The sequence below is a fragment of the Nocardia sp. NPDC004168 genome, from assembly GCF_040610355.1.
Lineage (GTDB): Bacteria > Actinomycetota > Actinomycetes > Mycobacteriales > Mycobacteriaceae > Nocardia > Nocardia sichangensis.
In genome coordinates this window covers 16159-32706 of sequence record NZ_JBEXME010000019.1, presented here as the reverse complement: position 1 = coordinate 32706, position 16548 = coordinate 16159, and the positions used below count along the sequence as shown (strand labels likewise).

18 protein-coding genes are annotated in these 16548 nt (G+C 69.2%); 11 read left to right on the top strand and 7 right to left on the bottom strand.

Annotation, left to right across the window (positions count from 1 at the left end; translation table 11 throughout):
* Positions 1–50: 50 nt before the first annotated feature.
* The 6 genes from ABZW96_RS27240 (at position 51) to ABZW96_RS27215 (ending at position 4663) form a co-directional block, all read left to right on the top strand.
* Positions 51–758, top strand: coding sequence for a hypothetical protein (locus ABZW96_RS27240; protein WP_355078471.1), 708 nt, complete (start codon positions 51–53; stop codon positions 756–758).
* Between the two features lie 253 nt (positions 759–1011).
* On the top strand, positions 1012–1401 hold the full coding sequence (locus ABZW96_RS27235) for a PaaI family thioesterase (protein ID WP_355078546.1): 390 nt from the start codon (positions 1012–1014) through the stop codon (positions 1399–1401).
* Between the two features lie 76 nt (positions 1402–1477).
* On the top strand, positions 1478–1780 hold the full coding sequence (locus ABZW96_RS27230) for an urease subunit gamma (RefSeq protein WP_039797870.1): 303 nt from the start codon (positions 1478–1480) through the stop codon (positions 1778–1780).
* 50 nt (positions 1781–1830) lie between these two features.
* Entirely contained in the window at positions 1831–2142 is a 312-nt protein-coding gene (locus ABZW96_RS27225) for an urease subunit beta (protein ID WP_355078470.1), read from the top strand.
* A 60-nt stretch (positions 2143–2202) separates the two neighbouring features.
* Positions 2203–3924, top strand: a complete 1722-nt coding sequence (locus tag ABZW96_RS27220; RefSeq protein WP_355078469.1) for an urease subunit alpha — start codon at positions 2203–2205, stop codon at positions 3922–3924.
* A gap of 286 nt (positions 3925–4210) precedes the next feature.
* Positions 4211–4663 carry a hypothetical protein gene (locus ABZW96_RS27215; RefSeq protein ID WP_355078468.1) on the top strand — a complete coding sequence of 151 codons (453 nt, stop codon included), beginning with the start codon at positions 4211–4213 and terminating at the stop codon, positions 4661–4663.
* Between the two features lie 26 nt (positions 4664–4689).
* On the opposite strand, the gene ABZW96_RS27210 is transcribed toward ABZW96_RS27215, so the two are convergent.
* The gene (locus tag ABZW96_RS27210) at positions 4690–5232 is read right to left on the bottom strand and encodes a YaeQ family protein (RefSeq protein ID WP_355078467.1); all 543 of its coding nucleotides are present in this window, start codon (positions 5230–5232) and stop codon (positions 4690–4692) included.
* A gap of 133 nt (positions 5233–5365) precedes the next feature.
* On the opposite strand from ABZW96_RS27210, the gene ABZW96_RS27205 reads away from it, so the two are divergent.
* The gene (locus ABZW96_RS27205; RefSeq protein ID WP_355078466.1) at positions 5366–5932 is read left to right on the top strand and encodes a hypothetical protein; all 567 of its coding nucleotides are present in this window, start codon (positions 5366–5368) and stop codon (positions 5930–5932) included.
* Positions 5933–5937: 5 nt separating this feature from the next.
* On the opposite strand, the gene ABZW96_RS27200 is transcribed toward ABZW96_RS27205, so the two are convergent.
* A complete protein-coding gene (locus ABZW96_RS27200; protein ID WP_355078465.1) occupies positions 5938–7530 on the bottom strand; it encodes a phosphatase PAP2 family protein in 1593 nt (530 codons plus the stop codon).
* Between the two features lie 611 nt (positions 7531–8141).
* Between ABZW96_RS27200 and ABZW96_RS27195 the strand changes: the two genes are divergently transcribed.
* Genes ABZW96_RS27195 through ABZW96_RS27185 form a run of 3 tightly spaced genes read left to right on the top strand, consistent with a single transcriptional unit; the run spans position 8142 to position 9415 of the window.
* On the top strand, positions 8142–8594 hold the full coding sequence (locus ABZW96_RS27195) for an SRPBCC family protein (protein WP_355078545.1): 453 nt from the start codon (positions 8142–8144) through the stop codon (positions 8592–8594).
* On the top strand, positions 8591–8932 hold the full coding sequence (locus tag ABZW96_RS27190) for a metalloregulator ArsR/SmtB family transcription factor (RefSeq protein WP_355078464.1): 342 nt from the start codon (positions 8591–8593) through the stop codon (positions 8930–8932). The genes ABZW96_RS27195 and ABZW96_RS27190 overlap by 4 nt, the downstream gene beginning before the upstream one ends.
* 39 nt (positions 8933–8971) lie before the next feature.
* A complete protein-coding gene (locus tag ABZW96_RS27185; RefSeq protein WP_355078463.1) occupies positions 8972–9415 on the top strand; it encodes an SRPBCC domain-containing protein in 444 nt (147 codons plus the stop codon).
* 145 nt (positions 9416–9560) lie between these two features.
* Here the strand turns inward: ABZW96_RS27185 and ABZW96_RS27180 are convergent, their stop codons facing one another.
* Positions 9561–10511 carry a zinc-binding dehydrogenase gene (locus ABZW96_RS27180; protein ID WP_355078462.1) on the bottom strand — a complete coding sequence of 317 codons (951 nt, stop codon included), beginning with the start codon at positions 10509–10511 and terminating at the stop codon, positions 9561–9563.
* Positions 10512–10606: 95 nt separating this feature from the next.
* Here ABZW96_RS27180 and ABZW96_RS27175 point away from each other — a divergent pair, with 95 nt between their 5' ends.
* Positions 10607–11134, top strand: coding sequence for a TetR/AcrR family transcriptional regulator (locus tag ABZW96_RS27175; RefSeq protein ID WP_355078461.1), 528 nt, complete (start codon positions 10607–10609; stop codon positions 11132–11134).
* 38 nt (positions 11135–11172) lie between these two features.
* On the opposite strand, the gene ABZW96_RS27170 is transcribed toward ABZW96_RS27175, so the two are convergent.
* The 4 genes from ABZW96_RS27170 to ABZW96_RS27155 all read right to left on the bottom strand — a co-directional run bounded on the left by ABZW96_RS27170 (position 11173) and on the right by ABZW96_RS27155 (position 15854).
* Positions 11173–13566 carry an excinuclease ABC subunit UvrA gene (locus tag ABZW96_RS27170; RefSeq protein WP_355078460.1) on the bottom strand — a complete coding sequence of 798 codons (2394 nt, stop codon included), beginning with the start codon at positions 13564–13566 and terminating at the stop codon, positions 11173–11175.
* 78 nt (positions 13567–13644) lie between these two features.
* A complete protein-coding gene (locus ABZW96_RS27165) occupies positions 13645–14055 on the bottom strand; it encodes a VOC family protein (RefSeq protein ID WP_355078459.1) in 411 nt (136 codons plus the stop codon).
* A 5-nt stretch (positions 14056–14060) separates the two neighbouring features.
* Entirely contained in the window at positions 14061–14510 is a 450-nt protein-coding gene (locus tag ABZW96_RS27160; protein WP_355078458.1) for a helix-turn-helix transcriptional regulator, read from the bottom strand.
* A gap of 39 nt (positions 14511–14549) precedes the next feature.
* Positions 14550–15854: a hypothetical protein gene (locus tag ABZW96_RS27155; protein WP_355078457.1), complete on the bottom strand. Its 1305-nt coding sequence runs from the start codon at positions 15852–15854 to the stop codon at positions 14550–14552.
* Positions 15855–16548 lie beyond the last annotated feature (694 nt).

Genomic DNA, 16548 nt, shown 5'->3' with positions numbered 1-16548 from the left:
GCCGAATGTCCGCCGCGCCGCGCGACGGAGCCGATCCCCGAGGAGGTTCGATGACCGAGCTCATCACCACGCCACATCGCTCGACGACGGAGTTCGGACGCGCCTGTGCCCGGCTGCGCGCGCTGCAACCGGAGCACCCGCGGGTCTATGCCGTCGCCGCGATCGCCGAGCAGGGCAAACGACGGTGGTGGCAGCTGGCGGACGGAGTGCGCGAGGGGCGCGTCGAACTCATGTACCGGCGGCATGCCGCGGAGATGATCAGTGCCGGCATCGCGGCGGAGGTGGTTGCCACGGCGCTGATCCACGCGATAGCCGGTCGGGTGGTCGCGCTGCTCGTGGCGGAAGGGCGGGCCTGGGATCCGGGCTTGGAGAACCTCTGGATCCATACCGACAACGACGGCGGAATCGACTGGGCGGGCTTGTCGGACACCACGATTCGCGTGATCGACGGTGATCCGCTTGCGGGCGGTCCCGGTGTGGTCGCCTTGCCGTGCCCGGAGGCGATGTACGTCTGGCTCGCGCATCGCTGCGAGCCCGCGCTGACCGTCGTCCAGCGGAACCTGACTCGCTGCTCCGGTTTGAGCGCCGGGCGGTTCTGGTCCCTCGTCGGTGCATCCGTCGCGGGCGCTTCGGCTTACGTGCCCGATCTGGCGCGGACCGATTCCGTCACCGGCGCGCGTCGTGGCCAGGCGCTCTTGGCGGCGATGGCCGAGCGCGGGCTGCCCGTGCGGCGGTCGGGTTCTTGCTTAGTTAGGTAAGCCTGACCTATACTCATCTCCGGCGTACGGATCGCGTGAGAGTCCCGAGGGCTGCGGTGACCCCCGATCCCGTGCCGCGGCGGGCTCCACTTCCGGTGGGGCCCGCCGCTCTGTGTCGATCTCTTCGGCGGGGCACCGCCCTGGCCTGCGATGAGGCCGCGGCGTTGCGCGCCGGGTGCTGTGCGACAGTGAATACATGACACAGCAGGAGACTCGCCAGGTCGGCTCGCTGGCGGACGTCACGCCCGAGCAGATGAACGCTTACAGCGAAGGCACCTTCGCCGACCTGATCGGCCTGCGCTACACCGAGCTGAGCCCCGATCGCGTGCGCGGCGAGTGGGTCGTGAAACCGCACCTCTACCAGCCCGCAGGCATCCAGAACGGCGGCGTGTACTGCACCGTCGTCGAGACGCTCGCCAGCATCGCCGGCGGCGTCTGGTTCGGCGACCAGGGCACGGTCGTCGGCGTGAACAACAACACCGATTTCCTGCGGGCGGTGCGCGAGGGCACCCTGACAGGCGAGGCGACGCCGCTGCATCGGGGCAGGCTGCAGCAGCTGTGGCAGGTCGTCATCACCGATGAGCAGGGCCGCACCGTGGCGCGCGGTCAGGTGCGACTGCAGAATCTGCCGCATCGGTCCTGACCGCTCGACCGGCGACGGCGGAACGGGCGTGCCAGAATGTGCGTCACCCGTCACTGTGAACCGGTGAGGAGCCCGGATGCGACTGTCACCGCATGAGCAGGAGCGCCTGCTGCTCAGCTACGCCGCCGAGCTGGCCCGGCGCAGGCAGGCGCGCGGACTCAAGCTGAACCATCCCGAGGCGGTCGCGCTGATCACCGACCACGTGCTGGAAGGCGCGCGGGACGGGCGCACCGTCGCGGACCTGATGTCCTCGGGACGGACCGTCCTCACCCGCGACGACGTGATGGAAGGCGTGCCGGAGATGATCCCCGACGTCCAGGTCGAGGCGACCTTCCCGGACGGCACCAAGCTCGTCACCGTGCACCACCCGATCGGATAGGCGGGCGGTATGCGGTTTGCGAGCGCCCCCGAGCCGGACCGAGGCCCGGCGTGATCCCCGGCGAATACCTTTGCGCCGAGGGCGTCATCGAACTGAACGTGGGCGCGCGGCGCCTCGAACTCGACGTGGTCAACACCGGAGACCGGCCGGTGCAGGTCGGCAGCCATGTGCATTTCCCGCAGGCGAACACGGCGCTGGAGTTCGACCGCGCGGCCGCGCACGGCCACCGCCTCGACATCCCGGCCGGGACCGCGGTGCGCTTCGAACCCGGTCTCGGGCAACGGGTAGGGCTGGTGCCGCTGGGCGGCGCCCGCGAGGTGCACGGGATCAGCCCGACCCCACCGGGCCGTCTCGATGGCTAGTGCGTATGCGGACCCGGAACGGGGCGGCGCGGAGTACGCGGGCTCAGGAGGTAGGACGCGATGAGTGAGCTGAGCCGGGCGCGGTACGCCGAACTGTTCGGACCGACGACGGGCGACCGGATTCGTCTGGCGGACACCGATCTGCTGATCGAGATCACCGAGGACCGCAGCGGGGGACCGGGGCGCGCGGGCGACGAAGCCGTGTTCGGCGGCGGCAAGGTCCTGCGCGAATCCATGGGCCAGTCCCGAGCGACGCGCGCCGAGGGCGCTCCCGACACCGTGATCACGGGCGTGGTGATCATCGATCATTGGGGAATCATCAAAGCGGACGTCGGTATTCGCGACGGACGCATCAGCGCGATCGGCAAGGCGGGCAACCCCGACACCATGACCGGGGTGCACCCGGACCTGGTCGTCGGGCCGTCCACCGAGGTGATCTCCGGCAACGGCCGCATCCTCACCGCGGGCGCGATCGACTGTCACGTGCACTTCATCTGCCCGCAGCTGTTGGAGGAGGCGCTCGGCGGCGGCATCACCACCCTCATCGGCGGGGGCACCGGCCCGGCCGAGGGCAGCAAGGCGACCACCGTGACGCCCGGCGCGTGGCATCTGGCGCGCATGCTGGAGGCCACCGACGGCTGGCCGGTGAACATCGTGCTGCTCGGCAAGGGCAACACCGTCAGCGCCGAGGCCATGTGGGAGCAATTACGCGCGGGCGCATCGGGTTTCAAACTGCACGAGGACTGGGGCTCAACGCCCGCCGCGATCGATGCCTGCCTCACCGTGGCCGAGGCGGCGGGGGTGCAGGTGGCGCTGCACTCGGACACGTTGAACGAGGCGGGTTTCGTCGAGGACACCCTCGCGGCGATCGCGGGCCGCGGCATCCACGCCTACCACACCGAGGGCGCGGGCGGCGGCCACGCGCCCAACATCATCACCGTCGCCGCCCATCCCAATGTGCTGCCCAGCTCCACCAACCCGACTCGTCCGCACACGATCAACACCCTCGACGAGCACTTGGACATGCTCATGGTGTGCCACCACCTGAGCGCGTCGATCCCGGAGGATCTGGCCTTCGCCGAAAGCCGCATCCGCCCCTCCACCATCGCGGCCGAGGACCTGCTGCACGATCTCGGCGCCATCTCGATGATCGGCAGCGATTCACAGGCCATGGGCCGCATCGGGGAGGTGGTGCTGCGCACCTGGCAGACCGCGCACGTGATGAAGCGCCGCCGCGGCGCGCTGCCGGGCGACGGCGCCGCCGACAACGCCCGGGTCCAGCGCTACGTCGCGAAGTACACCATCTGCCCCGCCGTCGCGCACGGCCTGGACCACGAGATCGGGTCGGTCGAGGTGGGCAAGCTCGCCGATCTGGTGCTGTGGGAGCCGGCGTTCTTCGGTGTCCGCCCGCATGCCGTCCTCAAGGGCGGCGCGATCGCCTGGGCCGCGATGGGCGACGCCAACGCCTCCATCCCCACGCCGCAGCCGGTGCTGCCGCGCCCCATGTTCGGCGCCGCCCCGGCGGCCGCCGCCGCGACCTCACTGCATTTCGTCTCCGAGCAGGCGATCGAGGACGGCCTCGCCGACCGGTTGCGGGTCCAGCGGAGGCTGGTTCCGGTCCGCGACGTCCGTGGCGTGCGGAAGACGGATCTGCCGAACAACGACGCCATGCCGCGCATCGAAGTCGAGCCGGACACTTTCACCGTCCGCATCGACGGCGAGGTCTGGCGCGAACAACCCGCCACCGAATTGCCCATGGCCCAGCGCTATTTCCTGTTCTGACCGGCGCGGGTACGGGTTCGACCGATCGGTCGGTCCTCGCCGGGCTTGCCGAACTCCTCGATCAGCCCCGGATACTGCTCCCCGCCGTGTACCGCGACGCTCTTGCCGACTACATCGACGCCGCCGAGCGAACGGCCGCCGACAACTACCCGCCCTTCGCCGCCCCCGCTTGAACACCTTGCGAGTCGCGCACGGCTGCGGCGAGGTACGCGAGGACGTCTCAATGGTGTGCCACTCGTGGACGCCGGGCGTATAGTCCGCTGGACCTGGAGCAAGGGAGGGAAGCATGCCTCGACCGGGCGAGCGTAAGGCGGCGCGTCGGGCGCTGACGGGTGTTGTCGGCGCGGGGACGTTTCTGGCCGCGATGTTCGTGACCTCCGCGGCCGCGCCGCTGCCGTCCGACGGCGGTGTCACGGTCACCTTGAACGACTACTGCCAGGATTCCGGTGCGGTGGGCCGCCTCGCCGACGGCCGGACCGTCTACTGCACGCAGGTACAGAACACCGACGCGTTCGTGTGGTCCTTCAGCCGGAATCCGATTCCTCGCGACCCGAATACGCGCGGCTACACCTGCGACGGCGATGCCTGCCACTGGCCCGACGGCAGCGCCGTCCCGAACTACCAGCGATGCGGTGTTCTCTGCGGCGAGCCGCCCACCAATGGCGACGTGCAGAGCGGACTCTACGACTGCCTCCGAGCTGGAGCCGAATTCGAGGAGTGCGAACGCCGGATCCGATGAGTGGCACCTAGGAACGGATCCGAGAACTAGGTGAGCCGGTGCTCGTGGATCGGTGCGCTCAACGCGGTGCCGTTGAGGTCCAGGTACAGCAGGCGCTCGGTGACGGACACGGTCACGGTGTTGCGGCGTTCGGTCGCGGCGACGGCGGAATCGATGAAGTCGCGATCGAAGCTGTAGAGCGGTATCGCTTCGGCGCGATGGATGCGCTTGCCGGGGAGTTGCGCCAGCACCTTGGCCGGGTCGCGGTGAGTGTAGACGGCGACCCGGTCGGCGAGTTTGCTGCCTCGGTGCACCCGCTCCGCGTCCGGAGCGCCGACTTCGATCCAGGCGGTGAGGCGGCCGGTGAGGTCGCGCACCACCACCGCTGGCTCGTCGGTGGAGGAGACCCCACCGTCACTGAAGGCGATGCCCTCCTCGTATTCGAGGCAATAGGCGAGCACTCGGGTCAGCATGAACTCCGCGGATTCGGACGGGTGCCGCGCCACCCGCAACTCCAGCTCCTGGTAGACGCCCCGATCGACGTCGGCCAACTGGACGGCGAAGTTGTGCAATGTCGCGCTGAGTGCCATAGCTCCAAGAGCTTATCGCCGCCCGGCGATCAGCCCCGAGGCAGCGCGGTAGCGATGATTTCGCAAGCTGCCGGCGATGGGCTGGACGATCCGGTGTTCAGTGAATGTCATTGACGACGCTTACGATTCGGCGGTGACACTTACTCGTGACGACTTGGCCGGATACGTCGAGCGCGACCTCGACGCCGACCTGGCCAGATGGTTCGCCGATCGGCCGCCGGTCACCGTGCCGGAAGAGACCCGGCCGGTGGCGCCCTTCCTCGACCGGCTGGCGCCCGCGTCCGCGGCGGCGCTGGCGGCTTTCGATCGCCGGGTGCGGTCCGGGCGGATGCCGCAGTTCCTGGATGTCCACGACTGGTCCTACGGTTTCGACTTCGCCGGAAATAACTGCGGCATACTGGATTCCGACTACGAGACCGAGCTCACCGACGGCGACGTGTACTCGATCGGCGCGGACGGCGGCGGCAACCTGTACGTGGTGCTCAGCAACGGGCAGGTCGCGATCTGGTTCCACGAGGAGAAAGTGGTCGAGGAGGGCACTCGTTTCGACGACCTCGATGTCTTCCTCTGGTCGGTGGTGCGTTACCACGCGGTGCGGGCCGGGGTGCTGGAGCGCGAGGCGGTCGAGGCGGACTTCCTGGCGCTGGGGCAGGACGGCGCGCTCGAGCCGAACCTCGGGTTGCTGCGCTTGATGAAGTAGCGCGCTCAGTCTTCGCCCGCTCGCCGCTGAAACGGTAGCTCGGCTCGGAAGACGTCCCGCAGCCAGGGAGCTCGGCGGTGATGCGGGCGGCTGCGGTCGGCCCAGAGCGGATTGGATTCGTCACGGCGGTAGACCGCGAGTTGCCCGGCGATGCGGAAGTGCAGTCGGGTGGCCTTGCCGACCACCTCGCCATCGGTCGCCAGCGCCTCCGGCGTGGGTAGCTGCACGAAGAGTTCGGGCAACTGGCGTTCGCCGTAGACCTTGCTGTGGCCGATCGCCGCCAGCAACAGCGCGAGTACGGCGCGGGTGCGCGACCAGCGCAGATCGGCGCGCAGCCAGCGGATATCGAGTAGTCCGGCGTCGAGCCGGTCACGGAAGGCGGGCACCGCGCCGTGCGGGTGGTAGGGACCGTTGCCGACGAACAGGAACCACACCCGCTGCCAGCGTCCGTCCAGGCAGATCTCGATCGGCTCGGCCCGGTGCAGGGTCACCACGAGCGCGGCGGCGAAGGCGGGCCATTTGCCCCAGCGTGACTGCCACTTCTCGCGCAGCTGCACCAGGTCCGGATAGGCGCCGAGGCTGGCGGTGTTGATCAGATGCCGGGTGCGGGAACCGGTGTCGTCCTCGCATTCGACGCCGGCGATGTCCACCGCCACCGCCTCGCCGACACCGGTGGCATCGATTACTTCGCGCAGGTCGTAGACGCCGAGATCGCGGGCGAAGTGGTTGAGCGTGCCGGTGGGGATGACGACCAGCGGCAGCTCGTGGCGCAACGCGACCGCGGCCACCGCGGCCACCGTGCCGTCACCACCGGCGACGCCGACCGCAAGCACCGGTTCACCGTGCTCGGCGATGGCCCGCTCGAGCTGGTCGGCACAGTCCAGATCGGGCTGCGTGCGCAGCACGGTGGCGGCGGGCAGGGCCGCGACCACGTCGTCGGTGGGATCGTAATTCGGGTCACCGGACACCGGATTCACCATGACCACCAGGCCTTTGCCCTCCACCAGCGCGGGCACTTCGCGAACCGGGCGGGCCTGCGCCTCATCGGATTCGCGTACCGGCCACCAGCGTCGCGTGGCCAGGGCGACACCGGAACCCACGGCCGCTCCGACGAGCACATCGGAACTCCAGTGCACACCGGTGTGCACCCGAGAGTAGGCGACGGTGGCGGCCAGCGGGGCGACAGCCAGTGCGGTACGGGGACTTTCCAGAGCGACAGCGGTGGCGAATGCCGCGGCGCAAGCGCTGTGTCCCGAGGGGAAGGAGGAGGAGCGCGGAGTCGGAACGAGTCGCCGGTGCACCGGCAGGAGTTCGGCGGCAGGCCTGCGCCGGGCGATCAGCGATTTGAGGCCCACGTTGACGACGAGACTGGCTCCGGCGACGGAGACGACGCCGCGCAGCGCGGCCCGCCGCGGCGCGCCTTGGCGGGAGGCGAGCAGCGTCGCGAGAACCAGCCAGAGTCCGCTGAAGTTCGCGCTGCCGGTGAGCCGCAGCAATCCATGGTCGACCACCGAGGCAGGCAGTTCGGCGACCGCGCCGCCGATCGCTCGATCGATTCGTCCTATGCCGTGAAACTTCCGGCGCACCCAGCTACTCACTCGTCCGACATTACCGATCACCGCGCACACAAACGTGGACGCACAGCGGACTGCCGCGGTGTCGGCGAGACCCAGGGCTCGGCGAGAGGTCGTTGAGCCGACACCTGCCACGAGAACCGATGTTGCAAAGGAATTCTCGAGACGCCGACTGCCAGTTGCCGGGAATTCGAAAGGGACGCCGATGAAGACGATCGTCGGTGCGGGCGGTGACAGTGATCGCCGTGAGCGTGGCGGCTACGGGTTGACAGGGCGATGTGTCGATCCCGGCTCCCGCATGGCAGCTCGGCGGCGCCCGCGGTCGCGACGATTTGTGGTCGCCGGATCTTCTGATCGCCGATTCGTCCGCACTCCGCGCAGCACGCGGCTATCGTAGCGATGCGAGATTGCTGAAAAGTTGCTGATGCGCCGAATCGGCGGGTGGGCGCGGCATGTCTCAGTTGCTGAAGCCATTGCCGGGCAGGGGATACCGCCATGGCGTCGGTCGGCGCGAGGTGTGCGGCGGCGAGGTCCGGCATCGGCGACGGCGGCGCATATGCAACCAATGGTTGCGCTATGCCCGGTGGTCGACTAACGTCAAGCGCAACCAAACGTTGCATATGGAGGTCGTGGATATGGAGTACGGCAGCATCGAACGCGAGATACACGTCGACGCCTCGCCCGAGGTGGTCTTCGAGGTCGTCAGCAGCCCGGAGCACATCTCGGAATGGTGGAGCGACGACGCCGAGTTCGATGCGGCGCCCGGTGCGGTCGGCGAACTCGTCTGGGGCGACCGCGTCGATGTCGTCCCGATCAGGGTGGTGCGGGCCGAGCCGCCGCGATTGTTCTCGTTCCGCTGGTGCTATCCGGGCGGCGCGATCGACGATTCCGCCGGCTCGCTGCTGGTCACTTTCGAACTCACCCCGTCGGGCGCGGGCACCAGGATCCGGCTCACCGAGACGGGGTTCCGGGAAATGGGTTGGGAGGTGGCGAAACTCGAGGAGCAGTACCGCGACCACAGCGTGGGATGGGACACCTTCGTCCCCCGCCTCGGGGAGTACATCGTGCGGCTGGTGTCGACGCCGTGACCGCCGCAGTCGACGACGACCTGTGGTCCGCCATCGGGGACCCGATGCGCAGGCGGATGCTCGATCTGCTCCTCGCGGAGGGGAACGGCACGGCCACCAGCCTCAGTGAGCGGCTGCCCGTCACGCGGCAGGCGGTCGCCAAACATCTCGGCGTGCTCGACCGCGTCGGTTTGGTGCACGGCACGCCCGCCGGGCGGGAGCGGCGGTACCGGGTGGACGAGGCGCAACTCGCGCGCGCGGTCGCTCAGTTGTCCGCGGTCGGGGCGGCGTGGGACGCCAGGCTCCGGCGTATCAAGCGCATCGCGGAGGCGATTCAGCGCAGACAAGACCAGCAGTGAGATCACGCGGTTACGAGAACAATGGAAAGAGGAATCGAAATGGTGGACATTCTGCACAAAGTGGGCATCAAGTCGCCGGTGGACGAGGTCTACGCCGCCTTGACCACCGCCGAGGGGCTCGCCGGGTGGTGGACGGCCGATACCCAGGGGGACGGCGGCGAGCTCGGCGGCTTGCTCGAATTCCGCTTCGCGGCAGGTGGATTCGACATGCGGGTGCGCGAGCTCGACCCGGGAAAGCGAGTGCTGTGGGAGGTGGTCGGCGGGCCTGATGAGTGGATCGGGACCCAGGTGGACTGGAGCCTCGAGCAGGCGGGCGACTACACCACCGTGCTCTTCGCGCACCGGGGGTGGAAGGAGCCGGTGGACTTCATGCATCACTGCAGCACCAAGTGGGCGGTCTACCTGCTGAGCCTGAAATCGCTGATCGAAACCGAGAAGGGCGCTCCGCATCCCCACGACGTCAAGATCGACAGCTGGGATTGACGCGCCGCGCGGGAATTTCGGGGGCACCGCGACGGCATTTCACCGGCGGCATCGCCACCGGTGCGGATGCTGTCGCCCGTCGGCCGGTCGGCGTACCTTGCCGTGAGCCGTACGAGCTCGATGGCCGCACGTTTCCGATGCGCGGTCAGGGGGTGAGGATGGTCTTCCCGATGGCCGTGCGGTCTTCGAACGCCCGATGGGCGGTCGCCGCTTCGGCCAGGGGCAGCACCGTGCCGATGACAGGGGTGAGTTCACCGCGCACCGTGAGGTCCTCGGCTCGGCGGGCCAGCTCCGGCCACCGTTGCGGGCGATATCCGAGGCTGAAGGGAATCAGCGAGGCGCCGACCGGTAGGAGTTGCTCCGAGCTGATCTCGACCGCGACGCCGCTGGCCGAGCCGAAGACCACCATGCGGGCGCGCGGTTTCGTGAGCAGGCTGTAAGCCTCCCGAGCCGTCTGTCCGCCGACGGTCTCGAGCACGACCGACACCGGACCGGCCTCCTCGGTCCATCCCGGTCGCGTGTAGTCCACGGTGGCATCGGCGCCGAGGTCGGCGGCCAGCTGCCGCTTCGCGGCCCCGCTCGCACCGGCGACGACCCGGGCTCCGGCTCGTTTGGCCAACTGGATCAACAGGGTTCCGATTCCTCCGCCTGCCGCCTCCACCAGAACCGTGTCCTCGGGCCCGATCTCCGCGGCTTCGATCAATCCCACGGCCGTCGCGCCCTGGCCGAGCAGCGCGAGGGCTTGATGCTCGCCGAGGCGATCGTCGAGCGGTACGGCCGCCGCCGCCGGAATACGCACCAGTTCCGCGTAACTGCCGGAGGCGACCGTGCCGACCACTCGTTCGCCGATGCGGCGGGTCTCGACGCCGGGACCGACCGCGGCCACCGTCCCGGCTACTTCGATGCCGGGCGTGTGCGGCAGCGGCAGGCCGAGCGGATCCGGGGTCACCCCGGCGCGCACCTGCACCTCGAAGTAGTTGACTCCGGTGGCCGTGGCCCGGACGAGCAGCTCGCCCTCGCCCGGCGTGGGATCGTCGACCTCCTCGACTCGCAGCACTTCCGGGCCGCCGTACTCGTGATAGCGAACTGCGCGCATGGGATCCACCTTTCCGAATGCGGACTGTCGGTCCGTTTAGCGTGCCGCTATGATACGGACTACGGGTCCGCTTATGTCAACTGGAGAGGTCAGCGATGCGCGCCGACGCCGAACGCAACCGGGCCGCGATTCTCGCCGTAGCCGGGCGTCTGATCTGCGATGAGCAGCGCGACAACGTCTGCATGGACGAGATCGCGGCAGCCGCCGGAGTCGGGAAGGGCACGCTGTTCCGCCGATTCACCGACCGCGAAGGGCTGATTCGCGCGCTGTTCGACGACCGGACCGGCCGGGCTTGGGCGGCCGTCCGCGACCTCGCCGCGGATCCCGCCGTGCCGGTGGACGAGCGGATACAGACGTTCGTCGCCACGGTGTTCGACCTCACGGTGGTCGAGTTGCAACCGTTGACGCGCGCCCTGCCCGACGGCTGTCGGTCCGAGACCTGGGCGCCGTGGCGGGCGCTGCTGGCGGAGTTGATCGCCCAGGTCGTCCCGGATGCCGACGCGGAGTTCCTGGCCATGGCGATCTTCGCGAGCATGCGTCCGGAGATCACCGACATGACCTCCCCGCAACGCCATCGGGAGGGCGTGCTCGCCTTGACGGCTCGCGTTCTCGGGTCAGGGTAGCGGCGTCGATCGCCGCCACCCTGCTCGCGAGCGCCCGGTCAGGCGCCGACGTAGGCCGCGAGATGTTCGCCGGTGAGAGTGGAGCGGGCGGCGACGAGGTCGGCGGGAGTGCCCTGGAAGACGACCCGGCCGCCGTCGTGTCCCGCCCCAGGACCGAGGTCGATGATCCAGTCCGCATGCGCCATGACCGCTTGGTGGTGCTCGATGACGATCACCGACTTGCCGGAGTCGACGAGCCGGTCGAGCAGGCCGAGCAACTGCTCGACATCGGCGAGATGCAGGCCGGTGGTCGGCTCGTCGAGGACGTAGACGCCGCCCTTCTCGGCCATGTGCGTGGCCAGCTTGAGCCGTTGCCGCTCGCCGCCGGACAGCGTGGTGAGCGGCTGACCGAGGCTGAGATAGCCCAGCCCGACGTCGGCGAGCCTGCTCAGGATGGCGTGCGCGGCCGGGGTGCGGGCGGCCTCGGTGCCGAAGAACTCCTCGGCCTCGAGCACCGACATCGCGAGCACTTCGCTGATGTCGCGGCCGCCGAGGTGGTATTCCAGCACCGACGCCTGGTATCGCTTGCCCTCGCACTCCTCGCAAGTGGTGGCGACACCTGCCATCATCCCCAAGTCGGTGTAGACGACGCCCGCGCCGTTGCAGGTGGGGCACGCTCCTTCGGAATTGGCGCTGAACAGCGCGGGCTTCACCCCGTTGGCCTTGGCGAACGCCTTGCGGATCGGCTCGAGCAATCCGGTGTAGGTCGCCGGATTACTGCGCCGCGAGCCGCGGATGGGCGCCTGATCCACCGCGACCACGCCTTCGCCCGCGGGGATCGACCCGTGCACCAGCGAGCTCTTGCCGGACCCCGCCACGCCGGTGATGGCGACGAGCACACCCAGCGGAACGTCGACGTCGACATCGCGCAGGTTGTTCGCTTTCGCGCCGCGGATCTCGAGCTTGCCGCTCGGCTCGCGCACGGTGGCCTTGAGCGCGGCCCGGTCGTCGAAATGATGGCCGGTGACAGTGCCGCTGGCCCGCAGCCCCTCGATGCTGCCCTCGAAGCAGACGGTGCCGCCCGCCGTGCCCGCTCCCGGACCGAGGTCGACGACATGGTCGGCGATCACGATCGTCTCCGGCTTGTGCTCCACGACGAGCACCGTGTTTCCCTTGTCCCGCAGCCGCAGCAGCAGGTTGTTCATCCGCTGGATGTCATGGGGATGCAGGCCGATGGTCGGCTCGTCGAAGACGTAGGTGACGTCGGTGAGCGAGGAGCCGAGGTGGCGGATCATCTTGGTGCGCTGGGCCTCACCGCCCGACAGTGTGCCGGAGGGCCGGTCCAGCGAGAGGTAGCCCAACCCGATCTCCACGAACGAGTCGAGAGTGTGCCGCAGCGCGCCCAGCAGCGGCGCCACCGACGGCTCGCTGAGGCCGCCGACCCATTCGGCGAGGTCGCTGATCTGCATCGCGCAGGCGTCGGCGATGCTGATCCCCGCGATCTTCGACGAGCGCGCCGCCTCGGTGAGCCGGGTGCCGTCGCACTCGGGACAGGTCGTGAAGGTGACCGCGCGGTCCACGAACGCCCGGATGTGCGGCTGCATCGCCTCCCGGTCCTTGGACAGGAACGACTTCTGGATCTTGGGGATCAGCCCCTCGTAAGTGAGATTGACCCCCTCGATCTTCACCTTGGTGGGCTCTTTGTAGAGGAAGTCCTGCATCTCCCTCTTGGTGTACTTGCGGATCGGCTTGTTCGGATCGACGAAACCCGACTCCGCGTAGACCCGCACCGTCCAGAAGCTGTCCGACTTCCAGCCCGGGATGGTGAACGCGCCTTCGGCGAGCGACTTGGAATCGTCGTAGAGCTGGGTGAGGTCGATATCGGACACCGAGCCCCGGCCCTCGCAGCGCGGGCACATCCCGCCGGTGATGCTGAAGCTGCGGCGCTCCTTCACGGTCCTTCCGGAACGTTCGGTCGTGACCGCGCCCGCCCCGCTGATCGAGGCGACGTTGAAGGAGAAAGCCTGGGGCGAGCCGATGTGCGGCTTTCCGAGCCTGCTGAAGAGAATGCGCAGCATGGCATTGGCGTCGGTGGCGGTGCCGACCGTGGAGCGCGGGTCGGAACCCATCCGTTGCTGATCGACGATGATCGCGGTGGTCAGCCCCTCGAGCACGTCGACCTCGGGCCGTGCCAGCGTCGGCATGAAGCCCTGGACGAACGCGCTGTAGGTCTCGTTGATCAGCCGCTGCGACTCCGCGGCGATCGTGCTGAACACCAGTGAGCTCTTGCCCGAGCCGGAGACGCCGGTGAACACCGTCAGCCTTCGCTTCGGAATCTCGATGCTGACATCCTTGAGGTTGTTCTCGCGCGCTCCGTGCACGCGGATCAAATCGTGGCTGTCCGCGGCGTGCGGCGCGGGCGACTGCGTGTCCGTCGTCGTGGCCGTGCTCATCGTGTCTCCATCTGTCGGGCGGGGCCGCCTGCGCGGCCGGCGTCGCCGGGCTCGGTTCGATCGGTTCGCGCCGGGCGGTCAGCGCAGCTGCTGGATGCGGATCAGGTTGCCCGCGGGATCGCGGACGGCGCAGTCGCGCACCCCGTACGGCTGCTCGGTCGGCTCCTGGACGATCTCCGCGTCGTTGGCCGCCAGCCGTTCGAAAGCGCCATCCAGATCCTTGGTTGCCAGCAGGATGCCGCCATAGGTGCCCTTCGCCATCATCTCGGTGATGGTGCGGCGCTCGTCGTCGGTGATGCCGGGATCTGCGCCCGGCGGATGCAGGACGATGGATGTTTCCGGCTGGCCGGCGGGGCCGACGGTGAGCCAGCGCATCCCTTCGTACCCGACGTCGTTGCGGACCTCGAAGCCGAGGATGTCGCGGTAGAAGGCGAGGGCCGCGTCCGCGTCGTCGTGCGGCAGGAAGCTCGCGTGAATGGTGATGTCCATGGCAGTCAGGCTAATTGCGGCTCGGTAACCGGTGCTTCTCGATTCCTGATCGGTCTGGTCACCTGTTTCGACACGCACGAGGGGATCCCCGCCGTGGCGCGCGCCGCCTCGCGCCGGTAGACGCTCGGCGGCACACCGACCAACTCGGTGAAGCGGGTGCTGAAGGTGCCCAGCGACGAGCAGCCGACCGCGAAGCACACCTCGGTGACGCTGAGGTCGCCCCGCCGCAGCAGCGACATCGCTCGTTCGATGCGCCGCGTCATCAGGTAGGAGTACGGCGATTCGCCGTAGGCGAGCCGGAACTGGCGGCTGAGGTGCCCGGCCGACATGTGCGCGTCGCGCGCGAGCGCCTCCACGTCCAGCGGCTGCGCGTACTCGCGATCGATGCGGTCGCGAACGCGGCGCAGCCGCGCGAGGTCGTGCAGGTGCTGCGTGGCGGCGGGTCGGCTGGTCACTTACGCGATCGTGCCACATGGCGGTGACAAGCCGAGGTGCTACCAGAAGGTCGCCGAGAGCTCGTACTCGGCGAGCGCGGACCGCACCAGCTCGGTGAGCTGCTCGGTGTCCAGCAGGGCAGGCGGGTGGAACCCCATGACGCGCATCGTGATCTTCTCCGCGGCCTCGACCAGCGCGACGTACAGATTGCCACCGCGTTCGGTCACGACGCTCCGCGCGTCGAGGCTCTGATTGACCAGGCCGATCATCATCGCCGAGGCCGGGCTGCCGTCGATGCGCAGGATTTCGGGGTCGAGCTTGCCGAGGCTGGAGCACACCGTGGAGGCGGGGTCGGTGGCGGCTTGGCGGGCCAGCCGGGCATACCGTCCGCGCGGCAGCGCCACCGCGACCGGGATCAGCGGCGGGACGTCCTGCCCGCTGGCCGCGGCCGCGGTGAGCTTTTCCTTCATCACCGCGCGCAGCGGAGCGAGATCGGCCGGTGCGCCGTCGTGCACGTCCACTTCGAAGGCGATGGAGGTCAGAGCGTTCGCCCGAAGATCGTCGGCGGTGCGGGTGCTGACCGGCATCATCATGCGCACCCGGCCCTCTTCGTCGGTGCGGCCGACCTCCGTCGCGATGGCGGTCATCATCGCCACCGCCAGGGTGGTGCCGGTTCCGCCTCGGGCCCGTGCCGCCGCATGCCACAGCTGCGCCGGGACCGTCGCGGTGACGGTCGGAAGCCGGAAGTCCGGCGCGTCGCCGACGGTCCCGGTCCCGCCGCCGCGCCCGGTGACGGCCAACCGCAGCGCCAAACCGGCGGCGGAGGGTAACGACCTGGCTCGCCGCGCGGCATCGCGGAGATCACCGGCGAGCAGGCGTATCCGGCCGAATTCATCTGTGCGGTAGGACAAGTCGAGTCGCTTGTCCGCGACGGCGTCCGTGACCGCCGTGCAGAACGCGTGGCCGTCCGCGAGCGTGTGGGAAACCAGCAGCGACACCACGCTTTCCCCGTTGTCGAGGTGGGTCGCCGCCAACCGCCACGCGGGCCCGCCGAAGGTACGCAACTCGGCATTTCCTTGTTCGGCGATCCAGGCCTCCAGATCGCCCGAGGGAATGGGCTCCTCGGCGACCTCGAGCGGGCTGAATTCGACTCGGGTGGTCCACCGGTCCCCGGCGGCGGGGATCATCGCGGGCGCGACCGCTCTACCCAGCCTGCCGTGCCGCAACGCCTCGTGGAAATGCTCGAGCGCCGCCAGATCCACCGCACGGGCGTAGCGCCAGACCGCCTGTATCGCGAGGGTTCCCCCTAGCGCGGAGTGCCCACGGGCACTCACGCAATCGATATCGGTCAGGCGGTAGGTCACGCGAATCTCCCCTCGAGTACCGGACACCGGGGCGGGTCCGCACCGGCGTCGTCGCCGCCACAACTCGGCGCTACGACGATGAAGATCGTTCGAATGTCCGGTTTCGAGCTGTTCGGCCAACCAAGAGCATCCGGCCTGGCAACGCCGTGGTCAACCCTACTGGCGGGTTCGGTGATCACGGCACCCGGCGATGCGCCGCGCGAGCGGGTTCGGCCGCGGACGCCTTCGCTGTCCAGCGCGAACGGCTGAGCCGCCCGCTGTCCGGCCGACCTGCGGAAGGCGCCGGAGGGGGCGAGGCGGCCGAACCCGCGACGGCTCGAGCTGGACGTCTGACCACTTCAGCAACGGGTGGGGACTGTGGCCGGCTTCCGGTGCGGTCAGGCACCCGGAGCGTCGGCGGTGAAGATCTGTCGGGCATGTCGTGCGGAGTCGGTAGCCGACCACGGCGCCAGCGCCGTCGTGAACATCAACTCATCCTGGGCACCTCGGTGCCGCAACGCGCTCACAGCGCGCTGCTGGAGTTGCCGATCTGCGGCGCCGCGAACCCGTAGCGCGGCGTCCCGCGGACCACGAACTCGTTGCGGAGTAGGACCAGGGCCACGGTGGCACCCGCGGATGCAGGGCTTTGGGGACGGCTTCACCTCGTGCGATCGCGCGGCCCAGGAGGGCCGGCCATGGGGCCGGCGTCGGCAGA